Source organism: Gordonia sp. CPCC 206044 (genome assembly GCF_048537895.1).
Taxonomy (GTDB): domain Bacteria; phylum Actinomycetota; class Actinomycetes; order Mycobacteriales; family Mycobacteriaceae; genus Gordonia.
In genome coordinates, this window is record NZ_JBCLVL010000003.1 from 414,162 (window position 1) to 429,047 (window position 14,886).

Genomic DNA, 14,886 nt, shown 5'->3' on the forward strand with positions numbered 1-14,886 from the left:
ACTGTGCGTCCGAGGATGAGGAGCACGTTCGGACACGTAGGAGGCACCGTGACCACCCATCAGCAACCCGACCCGCGGTCGGACACGTCGTCGGGCATGGACTGGGTGGCGATGGATCGGTGGCTCGTCGAATCCCTCGCCGACATGTCCCGGGCGGCCATCGTGGACATCGGTCCGTGCGGGGTGCACGTCGGCGACGACGCCCCGGAGGTCGACTGCGCTCAGATCCAGGCGTTGTCGTCGGGGACCTTCATCGTCCGGCTGTCCACGGTCGCGATGTCTGCACCGCTACTCGCGTCGCACAGCGTGCCACGCGACGCGCTCGATCGGTGGTTCTACGACGACGCGTTCACCGACTGCACGCACGGATACCTGATGAGCAGGTCTCGTCGGCGCATCGCGGAGATCACCGTCGCCTGGTTTCGGGACCGCTGTGGATTCGGCTCGCCCGACGAACTGGGATGCTCCTATACCGAGGCCGTACAGCTGCCACGCAGCGCCGAGGGCAACCACCCGGTCGAGCGTCAGGGATACCCCTGATCTTTCCCCGATATGCGCTCGCGCCTGGTGATTTATCACCGCGACGAGCGCACAGTGGAGTCATGACCACACCAACTCAGAACGGAACCACCTCCCAGGGCCTCGGCTTCTGGAAGATTCTCGGCATCATCGCGGTGGTGCTCCTCGCGCTCGCCATCGTCGGTCCCTTGCTCAAGGGCCTTTTCTGGATCGCCTTCGTCGCACTCGCGATCTACGGCGGCTGGGTGCTGCTGCGCTCCTCGAAGAAGAACCACAACGGCAACTCCTACTGACCCGATGGCCGCCATCGATGTCGTGACCGGCGACATCACCCGGGTCGATGCCGACGTCATCGTCAACGCGGCGAACTCGTCGCTGCTCGGCGGTGGCGGCGTCGACGGTGCCATCCATCGGGGAGGTGGCCCGGCGATCCTGGCCGAGTGCCGGCTGCTGCGCGAGACAACTCTGCCGTCGGGGCTCGAGACCGGCGCGGCGGTGGCCACCACCGCGGGCGCGCTGCCCGCACGCTGGGTCATCCACACCGTCGGCCCGGTCTTCTCCGATCGCGACGACCGCTCCGAATTGTTGGCCGCGTGTTACCGCCGCAGTCTGCGACTGGCCGACGCTCTGGGCGCCCGCTCGATCGCGTTCCCACTGATCTCCGGTGGAGCGTACGGATGGCCCCTCGACGACGCGGTCCACCAGCAGGTTCGTGCTGTCAAAGATTCGAATTGTGCTGTCGAACTCGTTACGCTGGTTGCCTTTTCGCCCGACGTGGCCGATCGCACACGCCGGGCGCTGATCTGAGCATTCGTCGACACTCCTGACTATCCTCGCAAGGTGGCCGAAATCAGGGGGAGCGTCGCGCACGTCGAGGTGGTCGTGATCGCGACCACCGATCGGATGCGTGGACACCGATGACGACGGAGTCGACGGACCGTGTCGACGCGGGCATCCGTGAACCGCGGATCGTGGAGCCGACCGTGCTGCGGCCGCACACCTTCGCCTACGGCGCGGCGGCGCAGGCCCGACGACCGCGGGCATCGGCACGTGAGACGATTCCGATCCTCGACCGGCTGCAGCGGATGGCGGTCTCGGCGAATCGGGTGGTCGACGAGCGGTCCGTGCCCGGGGAGATCCTCGTCGACATCGATGCCGACACGTGGCGCAGTGCCACCGCGCCGGGCTATCTGCGGCTGTTCATCGCCGACCACGGCAACGACGGCACCATCGCCATCGTCCTGACGAGGTTCGTCGTCGATCATGCGGTGGTCATCGGTGACCTGATCGACCACGCTTTCGTGGAGGCGCGCGGTCTGCCCGAATGGCACGAACTCGAGGCGACCCGCACTCAGCCCGGCTTTCGCAACGAGGGGTCGTCGATGCAGACGGGCACCTATGTCGGCGATGATCAAACCTGGTATTGCGCAATCCGTTACGCTGCCTATCGGCGTGGCAACGTCGCCTATCTCGTGCATGCGACGGGCACTGCGCCGGCCCGTGAGGGTGCGACGTTCCGTACCTCGATCGCGGCAGCCGTCAGCACCGTACGTCTCGACGACTGAACACACGAAAGGACATCGACATCATGGTCAGCCGATCCGATCGGGTGGACGACCTCGAGGCTGCGTTGGTCGCCACCGCGGTGTTCGACGACGATCCGGATGATCAGGGTTGGATGACCGCGGAGGTGTCCGGTCGGAGTCTGTTCGTCCGGATGGGCGATTTTCCCGACGAGGATCTGTGGTCGCTGTGGCTCGGTGACGGGCGGTGGATGGACTTCACCGTGCCGCCGGCAGGCTGGACGTTGCGTGTGCCCGGCCGCAGGTGGCCTGCCGGTGCCCGACCGCGATTACCCAAGAACGAGTTCCACGACTGACCCAAGGCTGTTTGAGTCGTTGCGTGAGCCTGTGGGACTGTCGCGGTTTCAGGAGTGCTCGGATGAGTAGTGGGAGTCGATCGCCGAATTGTTGCCGGTGCGGACGGTCGGCGTGGGTGACCGTTCTTCGATGCCAGGGTGATGGTCGAAGACATTGCGTAGGCAGGTGTGGGATGGAGACACCGTATCGAGACCAACACTCTCGCAACAGATCTCGATATGCTGCCTGGCTAGCGCTCGGACGCTACTCGATCAGCGGATAAGGACTACCCCTGTACAACAACAGGACTCACCGCGCTGAACCTGTCGGAGGGTGCCTCTACAATGGCAATGGGTGACGACTGTGGTAGTGAAAGACGTTGCCGCACAGTCGGATAACTGTGGATGAACCCTTCCAGGGGCACGTATGTTCGACTACAATCGAGTCATGCCGTTGGACACCCTGATACCGCTGCTGCGTGAGGTGACGATCGACGCTGATGCGTCCGGTCGCCAGGTCTTCGAGACCACGAAGACATTGATGGAGGTACGTAACCTGGTCGATCACCAGTTGGCGGTGCACGTGGCGGCGATGGACAGGTTGGGGGTGGCGCAGCGGTCCGGTGGCCGCACCCGCGGCCTGTTGATCGAGATGGGAGCCGCCCCAGCGGTCGCCGACCGCTGGCTACGCATCGGGACCGCCCTGAATCGGCTGGAACGGATCGCTGCCTACTCTGCGGACGGGGTGTTCTCCGGCGAGCATGTCGACGCACTGGTGCGGGGGATGGCCCACATCGACCAACGCGCACCAGAACCACTCTCGGCGGGGTCGGTGATCGAACACGAACTCGCCCTGATCGCCCAAGCATTCTCCGGTGCCACTCCACGCGAAGTACTGGCGGCGGCACGCGCGCGAGGCAACCAGATCGCCGACGACCAGGACGGTGTACCAGCCGCCGAAGACCGGACGATCAACGAGGTCTCCACCACCGTGACAGGTGATGGCCGGTTGGAGGTGTTCGCCAACCTCGACATCGTCACCGGTGAGAAGTTCGTGTCCGCGGTCGAATCGCTGTCGAAGAAGAGGCCCGAGCCCGACGGATCCGACGACGCCCGCTCGAAGGGGCAACGTCGCGCCGACGCGTTGGAGATGATCCTGGATGCCGCGGCCAAAGCCACTCGAACCGGTGACGCCGACATGGTGGTGGCCCCGAAAACGCAGGTGAGTGTGACGGTGCCCGCCGACCACCCCGATCGTGCGTCTCTGGAATGGTTGGGTCCGGTCTCCCAGACCACGGCCCATCTGGTGGCGTGTGATTCCGCCGTCACCGTGTTCGAGGTCGACGAGCACGGTGCACCCCTCGGCGTGAGCAACGCAGCGAGGCTGTTCACCGTCCAGCAGCGCAGAGCGTTAATCGTGCGTGATCACTGCTGTGTGAAATGCGGAGCCGCCGCGGGGTATACGCAGTGCCATCACATCATTTATTGGTCACACGGTGGTGCCACGGTCATCGACAACGGCTGCCTGTTGTGCACCGCCTGCCACGCCCAAATCCACGCATCAGACTGGGAGATCATCATGGGCGCCGACCGACACCCCTGGCTGATCCCACCCGCCGAGATCGACCCGACACGGACTCCATTGCCGGCCTACAACAGACGCACCATGACGCTCGCGGCCTGACCACGTCCCGACCGAGCGCCCGCCTGCCCCGGCCCCTGCGGCATAGCGGCCACCGCCTGCAGTGGAGGCACAGTCAGGAGGTTGATCTCGATACGCTCGCTCGGCTTGCGCCTCGCGGGCTACTCGATCAGCGGTGGGCGGGCATCGCGGGCTACTCGATCAGCGGTGGGTGGGAATCCCGGGCACGGATTCGATGCCGAGTGCATCCTCATAGCCGAAGCAGGCTGACCTACCACAACTTTCACCAACCTCTGACCGGCGACGCGGGCGACCCCTGGGTCGTGTACGACCCTTGAAAACTCCACAGTGTGAATGGGGCATCCGAACGGCGGCCATATCGTGACACCCCGCAAACCACCTGCCGACAGGTCGGGAGGCTCGCACGTTCGATTCTCGACGCAGGCGTAGGACAAGAAGTTAGGGGTGTCGCGTCGGCTCGTCGATCAGTTCCGGCAGGGTTTCCGACGAGGCGCAGTGTGTCGCCGCCGCCAGGTCTGCGCCTGCCGAGCTGTGGGATCGGGCGGCGTTGCGCGGCAACGATTCCGGTTCTGTTCGTCGGCCCCCGGTGAACAGTGATGCCACCGCGCCGATCAGACAGCAGACGATCGCGAAGGTGAAGGCCGCCGAGAGCCCGTCGGCAAACGGGTCGCTGATCAGACGCGGGAAGAAGTCCAGTCCCGTCAAGGCATCCTGGCCGGCCTGCGGCAGGCTCGTCAGATGCGTGCCGAGGAGGTGCTCGACGGGGTTGTAGCCGAGGAAGGCGGCGAAGAGGACGGCGACGGCGGGGAGTTGGGCGATCTGATCCGCTTGCGCCGCGGCCACCCCGTTGGCGGTCAGTCCATCGCTCATCGCGCTGGGCAGATGTTCCGACAACCCGGTGATCATCAGACTGAAGAACAGCCCGATCGAGAGCACCATGGCGGCGTTCTGAAAGGTCGCCATCATGCCCGATCCCGAGCCCCGCGCGTCGGCGGGTAGGCTGTTCATCACCTCGGCCCGGTTCGGTGAGGAGAACAGGCCCATCCCGATCCCGTTGAGCAGCAACACGATCGCGAATGGAAGATAGGTGAAGTCCACCGGCATCACGATCAGGGCGAAGAACGTGCCCGCGGTGATGAGCATGCCGGTGGTGGTGAACCACTTGGTGCCCAGTCGATCCGACAGCGCGCCCGAGACGGGCGCGACCACCAGGAAGCCGACGGTCATCGGGATCATGTAAATGGCGGCCCACAGTGGTGTCTGCTCGAAGTTGTAGCCGTGTTGCGGAAGCCAGATGCCCTGCAGCCAGATGATGAGGATGAACTGGAGTCCGCCGCGGCCGATCGACGACATCAGATTCGCGATGTTGCCGAACGTGAACGAGCGGTTGGCGAACAGGCGCAGATCGAACAGGGGACTCGGCACGCGGGTCTCGATCGCCACGAACGCCGCGAGCAACGATCCGCCACCGATGAGGCACGATAGCACCATCGGGCTCGTCCACCCCATGCTGTGGTCGCCGTGGGGCTGGATGCCGTAGGTGATCCCCACAAGGACCGCGATCAATCCGACGGCGAATGTCACGTTGCCCCACCAGTCCATCCGGGCGCGGCGTCGCAGACCGGTGTCGCGCAACCTCAGGTAGGCCCAGACGGTTCCGACCACTCCGAAGGGCACCGAGACCAGAAAGACGAAGTGCCACTGGATCGGTGCGAGGACACCGCCGACGAGCAGGCCGAGGAACGAGCCGGCGATCGCGGCGACTCCGTTGATGCCCAACGCGAGTCCGCGTTGGTCGGCGGGGAAGGCGTCGGTGAGGATGGCCGACGAGTTGGCCATCAGGAAGGCGCCACCGATGCCCTGGATCACTCGCCAGAAGATCAGCCAGATCGCCGCCTCACTGCCGTCGAACCAGGTGATGGCCAGGAAGATCGACGAGACGGTGAAGATGGCGAAACCCATGTTGTACATGCGGGCTCGACCGAACATGTCGCCGAGGCGGCCGAAGGTGACCACGAGTACGGCGGTGACGACGAGGAAGCTCATCATCATCCACAGCAGGTAGCTGGTGTTCTGGGGCAGCAGCGGATCGAGATGGATGCCGCGGAAGATGTCGGGCAGCGCGATCAGGACGATCGAGGAGTTGATGGTCGCGATGAGCATCCCGAGTGTGGTGTTGGACAACGCGATCCACTTGTACCGCGGGTCGGTTGTCTCGACGTCCGGGTGCGGTGTGGCGGGATGGGTGGCGATCATGGGGTCCTCGTGACGCAGGGTGGACAGGGCTCGGCGGTGATCAGGTCGCGCCGAGTGCCGCGGCCAGGATCTCCAGGCCGCGACCGACGGTCCGGCGGTCGTCGTCGTCGAGGCCGGCGATCGCGTCGGCGAGCAGGTGCGCCTTCTGGGTGCGTGCGTGGGCGATCAGGTCGATGCCGCTGCGCGTCGGCCGCAGCAGTCGGGCACGACCGTCCTCGGGGTCTGCGGTGCGTTCGACGTAGCCGTTCTCCTCCAGGGCCGCGACGATTCGCGACATGGTCGGCGGTGTCACGCCTTCGCGATCGGCCAGTGTGGTCATCCGGATCGGAGCATGGTTGATGATCGTCCACAGGGCCGCGGCCACACCGGCACTGAGGTTCCCGTTCCCGCCGCCGGCCCGCAGTGTGCGGTTGATCCGGGTGAGCAGGTGATAGAGCACCGCGACGTCGGCGGGAGTGTCGGGTACCGGTTCGCCGGACGTGTGGGCCGGTTCCCCGTGCTGCGTTTCGGGAGCAGACGGACTCGTCATCGGGGTGCCTTTCGATGCTGCGTGCGAATGATTGAGTCGCTACCGGACAGATTAGTTGTTTACTGCTAAGTAAGTGGTCGCTTTTCGGGAGATCGACGGGCGTGCGGTCTCGTCTTTGCGACAAAAGGTTTCTCGGGACCCACCGCGACCACGGAGCGCGTAGCGTCCGAATCAGGTCGGTCGAACGTGGTGGCCGCACGCCACAGATCTGGAGGTCGCAATGCTCGGATTGGGAATCATCAGCTGGATCATCATCGGCGGACTCGCCGGTTGGGTGGCCAGCATGATCATGAAGACCAACGCGCAACAGGGCATCCTGCTCAACATCGTGGTCGGGGTCGTCGGCGGACTGGTCGGCGGTTTCATCCTCAGCCTCTTCGGCGTCGATGTCGAAGGTGCGGGATGGATCTTCAGCTTCGTCACATGTCTGGCGGGCGCATGCGTGTTGCTGTGGATCGTCGGGATGGTGCGCCGACGTCAGAAGGCGTGACCACCCCCGCAGGAGCGCGTCGCTGGGTACGTTGGGAATCGACGTGCTCGACGACGAGAGGAATGATCCATGGCCACGGTGACGATCATCGGTGGACACGGCAAGATCGCGTTACGGCTCGCCAAGATCCTGGCCGCCCGCGGCGACGTGGTGCGTTCGGTCATCCGTGACGAGGCCCAGAGCGATGATGTCGCGGCGACCGGGGCGACTCCGGTCGTCGCCGACGTGGAGGCGTTGGACACCGCCGGGCTGGCGACGGTGCTGGACGGTTCCGAGGCCGTCGTCTGGTCGGCAGGCGCCGGCGGCGGCGATCCGGCGCGCACCTACGCGGTGGATCGGGACGCGGCGATCCGGTCGATGGACGCGGCGGCGTCCGCGGGGGTGCTGCGTTACGTCATGGTGTCCTACTTCGGTGCGGGCCCCGACCACGGTGTACCCGAAGGTGATTCGTTCTTTCCCTATGCCGACGCCAAGGCTGCCGCAGACGTCCACCTGGCAGGCACCACACTGCGGTGGACCATCCTCGGGCCCAGCCGGCTCACCGACGAACCCGGTTCGGGCCGTATCGCCGTGGGTGGCACACGTGGACCCAACAGCGAGGTCAGCCGTGACAACGTGGCGCAGGTCGCGGCAGCGGTGCTGTCCGACCCGTCCACGGCGGGCCGGACGATCGAGTTCGACGACGGTGACACCCCCATCGCCGACGCACTGACCTGACGGCCGCCGGACAGAAGACCGGTGACCGGGAACCGGACGCGCGATCCGTTCTGGGCCGACGATCTACGTGGGATCGTGGGCGACACCCACGTGCTGACGGAACCCGATGCGATGGCTGGGCATCTCACGGACTGGACGGGCCGGTTCTCCGGCACCGCTGATGCGGTGGTGCGGCCGCGGACCACCGACCAGGTGGCCGCGGTGGTGGCGCGGTGCGCAGGCGCAGATGTCGCGATCTGCGTCCAGGGCGGCAACACAGGTCTGGTGGGTGGTTCGGTGCCACCGGCCGATCGTCGCCCCGATACCCCACTGATCGTGTTGAGCACCGTCCGGATGTCCGATATCGACGAGGTGGACGCCGTCGGCCGATGCGTCGGAGTCCAAGCGGGAGTCACCGTCGACGCCATCGACCGGCGGGCGGGCGCAGCGGGACTGACCTTCCCTGTGGATCTCGCCTCGCGAGAAAGTGCCACCGCAGGTGGCGTCGTGGCGACCAATGCCGGCGGCATCCGGATGATCCGACGCGGCAACACACGGGCCCAGGTCCTCGGCATCGAGGCCGTCCTGGCCGACGGACGGATCCTGCGCCGCTGGACCTCACTGGTGAAAGACAATGTGGGATACGACCTGCCCGGTCTACTCGCCGGCAGCGAGGGCACACTCGCGGTCATCACCCGGGTGCTGTTCCGGTTGGTGGCACCGCCCGCGGCGACCGTGGTGACGGTCGCCGGGGTGCGTCACGTCGAAGACGCGCTCGGGCTGCTCGACGCCGTCGCCGACCGCGGCCTGACGATCGAGGCGGCCGAGATCATGACCGAGGCGGGCGTCGCGCTCGTCCACGAGCACGGCCTGCGGCGGCCGTCGGCGAGCGCTTCGCCTTTTCACCTGCTGCTCGAGGCGTCGGGTCCGGGGGACATCGAGGGCGTCGTGCTCGAGATCCTCGACGACGCGCCGGTGGTGGATGCGGTGGTCGAACCCGGTCCGGCGCGCGCCCTGTGGGCGGTCCGCGAACAGCACACCGAGTCCATCGCGCGTGCCTCCACGACACCGGTCGTGAAACTCGATGTCTCGGTGCCGTTGCGGGCACTACCGGAGGCGATGGCCGAACTGTCGGCGGTCGGTGAGGTGGTCGACCATCCGTGTCGGCCGATCTTGTTCGGGCACATCGGCGACGGCAACATCCACGTCAACCTCCTCGATGTTCCCGAGGCCGCGGCGCACAGCGTGACCGCCCGGGTGTTCACCGTCGTCGCCGCGAACGGCGGCAGTATCAGCGCCGAGCACGGGATCGGCCGGGCCAAGGTGCAGTGGACCGACCTCGGCCGCAGCGACGTCGATCGCGAGGTGATGCGCACCGTCAAGGACGCGCTCGACCCGGCGGGCATGCTCAATCCGGGCGTGCTGTTCGGCTGACGTCCGAGCCGCGACGGGGTTTTGTTCACGCTGATTTCGAGTCTTGGGCGACGCGTCCGGCCACGATTACGGTGGTCCGGTTATGGCGACCATCCTGACGACCGACCCGAACCCTGCCGTGGTCGGCGACGAGACCGAGGACGAACGTCGCAAGCGGCTGCGCACCGTGATCGCGGCGAGTCTGCTGGGCACCACCATCGAGTGGTACGACTTCTTCCTGTACGCCACCGCGGCGAGCCTGGTGTTCAACTCGGTGTTCTTCCCCGACCAGAGCTCGTTCGTCGGCACGCTCCTCTCGTTTGCCACCTTCGCCGTCGGCTTCGTGGTGCGGCCGATCGGCGGCATCGTGTTCGGGCACATCGGGGATCGGATCGGCCGCAAACAGACGTTGGCGTTGACCATGTTGCTGATGGGCGCGGCCACCGCCCTGATGGGCGTGCTGCCCACCGCGGCCCAGGTGGGTGTGGCAGCACCGATCCTGTTGCTCGCGTTGCGCATCGTGCAGGGCTTCGCTCTCGGCGGTGAATGGGCGGGCGCGGTGCTGCTCGCGGTGGAACACAGCCCACGCCGCCGACGCGGATTGTTCGGCAGCATCCCGCAGGTCGGACTCGCCCTCGGCCTGGCGTTGGGCACCGGCGTGTTCGCACTGCTGCAGGGCGTCCTCGACGAGGACGCCTTCCTCACCTACGGGTGGCGGATCGCCTTCGGCGTGAGCATCGTGCTCGTGGTGATCGGCTTCGTGGTGCGGCTCAAAGTCGACGAGACACCGGCCTTCGCCGCGGTGGACGCGTTGGCGCAGAAGTCGTCGGCGCCGATCCGCGACGTGCTGATGCCGCCGAACACCCGGAACACGGTGCTGGGACTGTTGGCCCGCTGGGGCGAGGGATCGGCGTTCAACACGTGGGGTGTCTTCGCGATCGCTTACGCGACAAACGAACTCGGCATGGACAAGGTGCCGGTCCTGGTCTCGGTGACCATCGCATCGGTGGTGATGGCGGTGCTGTTGCCGGTGTCGGGCCTGCTGTCGGATGCCTACGGGCCCAAACGGATCTATCTGATCGGGATCGCGGCATACGGCGTCGCGGTGTATCCGGTGTTCGCGTTGTTCGGGACCGAAGATCTGGTCTGGTTCACCGTCGGTCTGATCATCGTGTTCGGCGTCGTGCACGCCCTGTTCTACGGTGCTCAGGGCACCCTGTTCGCCAGTCTGTACCCGACCCCGGTGCGATACACCGGTTTGTCGGTCGTCTATCAGTTCTCCGGCATCTATGCGTCCGGCCTGACCCCGCTCATCCTCACCGCGCTCGTCGGTGCGGCCGGTGGGGCGCCCTGGGCGGCCGCGGCCTACCTCGTGGGGACCGCGATCGTCAGCGTGATCGCCACCGCGCTCATCCGCTCACGGGACCTGCACCTGGTGTCCGGACGTGACTGAGCGACCACGATCGAATGTCGAGCGGCAGGCGCAGAGGCGACCACTCGGACGGATTTCCCTCGCCGACGCGCGCGGATCCCGGGATCGGTGAGACGATGCTCGGGTGAGCACCGATGAGGTTCACCGCGAAGCGCTGGTCCACCTCGCCGCACGCTGTGGGGTGGCGGCCCGTTACGTCGGTTGGGATCAGCGCGAGCACGACGTGAGTTCGGAAACGATTGTGGCGGTTCTCGGTTCCCTCGGCGTGCCCGCCGGCAGCGCCGACGAGATCGCCGACGCGCACACCCGACTCGACGACGAGCCGTGGCAACGGATGCTCCCGGCGGTGACGGTGGCGACCGAGGGTGGCGGTGCGACGTTCGGTGTCCATGTCCCGCATTGGAATCCGGTCCACGTGTGGATCGTCGCCGAGGACGGTCGCACGCTACACCCGCCGCAGATGGACGTCTGGGTCGACCCGCGCGAGATCGACGGTGTCCTGGTCGGCCGGGCCACCTTTGCCGTTCCCGACGAACTCGAGCCCGGCTATCACCGGCTCCACGCTCTGGATTCGACCGCCGACCACACCGACGAACGTCCGCTCATCGTGACGCCGCGACGTTTGTCCACCGCGGACTCACTGCTCGGGACGCAGCGGTGGGGGCTGGCGGCCCAGCTGTACTCGGTGCGCTCGGCGCGCTCCTGGGGGGTGGGCGACTTCGCCGACCTCGCCCGGATCAGCGAGGTGGCAGCCAGTGTGTACGGCGCCGACTTCATCCAGGTCAATCCACTGCACGCCGCGCAGCCGCAGGCGCCCGTCGAGGCGTCACCGTACCTCCCGGTGACCCGGCGCTTCGTCAACCCGCTCTACATTCGAGTCGAGGACATCCCGGAGGCCGCAGGTCTGCGCAAACGGGACCGTAAACGGATGGCCGAGTTGACCCGAATGTTCTTCGACGAGAACCTGTCGTCGCGCAAGATCAAGCGCAACAAGGCGTTTCGAGCAAAAATGGACATGCTCGAGCGTATTCACCGTCTACCCCGGACGGAGCGACGCGACTTCGCCTTCCGCTCTTTTCGCAAACGCGAGGGCAAGGGGTTGCGCCGGTTCGCCACGTGGTGCGCATTGGTGGAACGCCACGGCTCGGAGGGGCCCGAATGGTCGGAGGAATTGCGCGACAAGCGGTTCGTCAAGCAGCAGCGACGTGAGCTCGCCGATCGTATCGACTTCTACACCTGGCTGCAGTGGATCTGCGACGAGCAGCTGGCCGCCGCGCAACACGCGGCGGTCTCGGCGGGGATGTCCATTGGCATCGTCGCGGATCTCGCGGTGGGGGTGGGTCGCCACGGTGCCGACGTCTGGATGCTCGGCGACGTTCTCGCAACCGGAGCCGTCGTGGGCGCTCCGCCCGACGGCTTCAACCAGCAGGGGCAGAGCTGGGATCAGCCGCCGTGGCATCCGCGGCACCTCGCCGAGGAAGGCTACGTCCCGTACCGGGACATGTTGCGGACGGTGTTGCGGCACGCAGGCGGACTGCGTGTGGATCACATCCTCGGCCTGTTCCGGCTGTGGTGGATTCCCGACGGGATGGGCCCGGCCGAAGGTGCCTATGTCCACTACGATCACGACGCCCTGATTGGCATCCTCGCGTTGGAGGCGGAGCGGGCCGGTGCCGTCGTCATCGGGGAGGACCTCGGCGTGTTCGAACCGCATGTGCGTGAGACCCTGTCCGCCCGCGGCATCCTCGGGACCTCCATCCTCTGGTTCGAACACGGGCCGTACGCCCCGATCCCTCCCGAGGAGTACCGGCAGCTGTGTCTGACGTCGGTGACCACCCACGATCTGCCGCCGACGGTGGGCTATCTCGCCGGCGACCACATCGAATTACGTTCTCGGCTGGGCCTGTTGGAGACCGGCGAGGACGCCGAGCGGGCACGCGACGAGCGTGACCGCGACGCGATCCTGGACTTGGCACGCCACCGTGGCCTGCTGTCGGAGACGACGGCGCGAACCGATCCGAAGACCGTGGATGCGCTCTACCGGCTGATCGCGTCGAGCCCGTCGGTGCTGCTCGGTGTCGCACTCGTCGACGCGGTAGGGGAGCGGCGGATTCAGAACCAGCCGGGCACCGGAGCCGACCAGTATCCGAACTGGTGTGTGCCACTGGCAGATTCGGAGGGCAATGCGGTGCTCGTGGAAGATCTCGACGGCAATGCGCGGTTCACCGACCTCGTCGCAGCGCTGCGCGCCTCCGGGGTCGGTGGATGACCACGGACCGTCAGGCGTTGCGCCGCGGGTCGGCGGGCGTCAGGCCCCGTGTACCCAGCTCCTCGAGGTAACGCCGGGTCTCGGCGGCATCGGCGGGCCGGTACAGGCGCAGGCCGTAGATGAAGTGCTGTCCCTCCGCGGTCTCGATCACGTTCTGTTGATCGACACACCGGCTGTCACCGAACCAGATGCTGATGGTGCCGTCGCCGTTGCGGACCAGTTCACGGTCGGAGAAACCCGGCCAGGTGACGTCCAGCCACCCGTTCGCGTCGTACTTGATCACCGCGAAGTAGCCGCTGTGTGCGTAGTCGAGCGGTGGGACCGGGAAGGTCCACACGTCGGCTCCGGTACCGATGGCCGCCGCCTGGAAGAACTGCGCGTGATCGTCGGGCAGACCGCCCCAGCCCAGCCTGGTGCCGAGCAGATGGTGGAAGGGATCTGTCGTGCCTGGTGCGCCGAAGGCTCGGGAGAAGTCGATCTCGCCTGCGCGGGCATCGAGTTCGGCTCCCACGTGCTGTCGTGAGGCCTCGTCGTAGTCGGGGGCGATGAAGACGTTGGCGGTCGCCGCCTCGATCCGTCGTGCGTCCTGCAGTGCGTGCGCACGCTCGATCCCGTTCGCGGTCGACGTCCGGCCCAGTACGTAGACGTGCGTACCGCCGGAGAGATCGGCGCGACGCACCGTGTGGGTCTGCCCCGGATACACGACCGCCAGGGTGTGGTGGTGCTGGTCGATGATCTGATCGACCTGGAACTCCTCGGAGGCCGACACCGAGAAGGTGGCCTGTTCGGTGACGTCGACGACGGCGTAGGAGTAGATCAGGTCGACGGCAGAGCGGTTCATGACCTGGTTACGCGCACTGACCGGAACCCGATTGTGGAAATAGGTGTTGACCGGTGCGTTCGCCACCTGTGCCCGAAAATAGCGCGCCGATTCGGCTTGCACGAAGTTGTCCAGGGTGACGGTTTCGGCGGCGGTCATGAACAGATCGGACTCCCTGGTGTCGGACATCGGGCGCGAATCATCGGCGCGAATCATTGTCGCATGGCGCCGATCCGCTGTTCCGTGCACCACCGGGCGACTCCGTTGTCGCCGCGACCTGGGGGCTGCGCACGTCCGGCCGGAGGCGTCAGGCGGCGCCGGAGGTATCCCCGGCCGCCGGATATCCGGCGAGCATCAGCGACGCGACTGCGGTGAGCGCCTCGGTCCAGACCTCTGTCATCTCCGGTGTCCACCGTCGGCCCCCGATCTCGCTCATCGCGGCGATCATGCACTCGGCGACCGCGCCGTACATGGGTTCGGTCACACCGAGTTCGGCGTGTCGACGACCGAGGGTGCCGAGGTTGGTGGACAACCAGTCGGCGTCGTCCAGGTGATCGATCACCGAGATCACGGCCGACCGCAACATCGATGCCTGCACCTCGGTGTCCCGGCTGAACATGGGTTTCACCTGCGGGTAGCGCTCGAACAGGATCTCGTAGAAGCGAATGGTCAAGCCGTCGTCGGGCAGATCGACCACCGAAAGGCTGCTCTCCAGAAGGGTTTTGTCCATGTGCGCCAGGGTGGGCGCACGCCGTTACCGGCTGATTACCCCTTCCGCAAGGTCTGTTGGCGACCGCGTTGCCGGGATCTCACACGCGTGGTCATGGTGTGTGAGATCGCGCGCCCGAGGCAGGTGGGTCGGAGGTCTGGTCATCACCGCCCCGGTGGATTAATGTGTCGCTGTGTAACACGTAAATGACGTTCACGGATCCACCGGGAGG

Annotated in this window: 15 protein-coding genes; 11 read left to right on the forward strand and 4 right to left on the reverse strand. The window is 66.3% G+C overall.

Annotation, left to right across the window (positions count from 1 at the left end):
- Nucleotides 1-48: 48 nt before the first annotated feature.
- The 6 genes from AAFP35_RS06460 (at nt 49) to AAFP35_RS06485 (ending at nt 4,061) form a co-directional block, all read left to right on the forward strand.
- Nucleotides 49-540, forward strand: a complete 492-nt coding sequence (locus tag AAFP35_RS06460; RefSeq protein ID WP_419220722.1) for a hypothetical protein — start codon at nt 49-51, stop codon at nt 538-540.
- 62 nt (nt 541-602) lie between these two features.
- Nucleotides 603-812, forward strand: coding sequence for a hypothetical protein (locus AAFP35_RS06465; RefSeq protein ID WP_419220723.1), 210 nt, complete (start codon nt 603-605; stop codon nt 810-812).
- Between the two features lie 4 nt (nt 813-816).
- Nucleotides 817-1,326 (forward strand): O-acetyl-ADP-ribose deacetylase, encoded by a 510-nt coding sequence (locus tag AAFP35_RS06470; RefSeq protein WP_419220724.1) that lies wholly within the window; start codon nt 817-819, stop codon nt 1,324-1,326.
- A 110-nt stretch (nt 1,327-1,436) separates the two neighbouring features.
- A complete protein-coding gene (locus tag AAFP35_RS06475; RefSeq protein ID WP_419220725.1) occupies nt 1,437-2,084 on the forward strand; it encodes a hypothetical protein in 648 nt (215 codons plus the stop codon).
- Nucleotides 2,085-2,107: 23 nt separating this feature from the next.
- A complete protein-coding gene (locus AAFP35_RS06480) occupies nt 2,108-2,398 on the forward strand; it encodes a hypothetical protein (RefSeq protein ID WP_419220726.1) in 291 nt (96 codons plus the stop codon).
- A 406-nt stretch (nt 2,399-2,804) separates the two neighbouring features.
- Nucleotides 2,805-4,061 (forward strand): HNH endonuclease, encoded by a 1,257-nt coding sequence (locus tag AAFP35_RS06485; RefSeq protein ID WP_419220727.1) that lies wholly within the window; start codon nt 2,805-2,807, stop codon nt 4,059-4,061.
- 417 nt (nt 4,062-4,478) lie between these two features.
- Here AAFP35_RS06485 and AAFP35_RS06490 read toward each other — a convergent pair whose 3' ends face one another.
- Together AAFP35_RS06490 and AAFP35_RS06495 are read right to left on the reverse strand one after the other, a co-directional pair.
- Nucleotides 4,479-6,296, reverse strand: coding sequence for an MFS transporter (locus tag AAFP35_RS06490; protein WP_419220728.1), 1,818 nt, complete (start codon nt 6,294-6,296; stop codon nt 4,479-4,481).
- Nucleotides 6,297-6,336: 40 nt separating this feature from the next.
- Entirely contained in the window at nt 6,337-6,825 is a 489-nt protein-coding gene (locus AAFP35_RS06495; RefSeq protein WP_419220729.1) for a MarR family winged helix-turn-helix transcriptional regulator, read from the reverse strand.
- A gap of 220 nt (nt 6,826-7,045) precedes the next feature.
- Between AAFP35_RS06495 and AAFP35_RS06500 the strand changes: the two genes are divergently transcribed.
- The 5 genes from AAFP35_RS06500 to malQ all read left to right on the forward strand — a co-directional run bounded on the left by AAFP35_RS06500 (nt 7,046) and on the right by malQ (nt 13,125).
- The gene (locus AAFP35_RS06500) at nt 7,046-7,315 is read left to right on the forward strand and encodes a GlsB/YeaQ/YmgE family stress response membrane protein (protein WP_419220730.1); all 270 of its coding nucleotides are present in this window, start codon (nt 7,046-7,048) and stop codon (nt 7,313-7,315) included.
- Between the two features lie 69 nt (nt 7,316-7,384).
- Complete coding sequence (locus AAFP35_RS06505; RefSeq protein WP_419220731.1) at nt 7,385-8,032, forward strand: SDR family oxidoreductase; 648 nt, start codon at nt 7,385-7,387, stop codon at nt 8,030-8,032.
- 21 nt (nt 8,033-8,053) lie between these two features.
- Nucleotides 8,054-9,445: an FAD-binding oxidoreductase gene (locus AAFP35_RS06510; RefSeq protein ID WP_419220732.1), complete on the forward strand. Its 1,392-nt coding sequence runs from the start codon at nt 8,054-8,056 to the stop codon at nt 9,443-9,445.
- Between the two features lie 82 nt (nt 9,446-9,527).
- Entirely contained in the window at nt 9,528-10,877 is a 1,350-nt protein-coding gene (locus AAFP35_RS06515) for an MFS transporter (RefSeq protein WP_419220733.1), read from the forward strand.
- Nucleotides 10,878-10,980: 103 nt separating this feature from the next.
- Nucleotides 10,981-13,125 (forward strand): 4-alpha-glucanotransferase, encoded by a 2,145-nt coding sequence (malQ, locus tag AAFP35_RS06520; RefSeq protein ID WP_419220734.1) that lies wholly within the window; start codon nt 10,981-10,983, stop codon nt 13,123-13,125.
- 10 nt (nt 13,126-13,135) lie between these two features.
- Here the strand turns inward: malQ and AAFP35_RS06525 are convergent, their stop codons facing one another.
- Nucleotides 13,136-14,134, reverse strand: coding sequence for a hypothetical protein (locus tag AAFP35_RS06525; protein WP_419220735.1), 999 nt, complete (start codon nt 14,132-14,134; stop codon nt 13,136-13,138).
- Nucleotides 14,135-14,252: 118 nt separating this feature from the next.
- A complete protein-coding gene (locus AAFP35_RS06530) occupies nt 14,253-14,675 on the reverse strand; it encodes a globin domain-containing protein (protein ID WP_419220736.1) in 423 nt (140 codons plus the stop codon).
- Between the last annotated feature and the right edge of the window lie 211 nt (nt 14,676-14,886).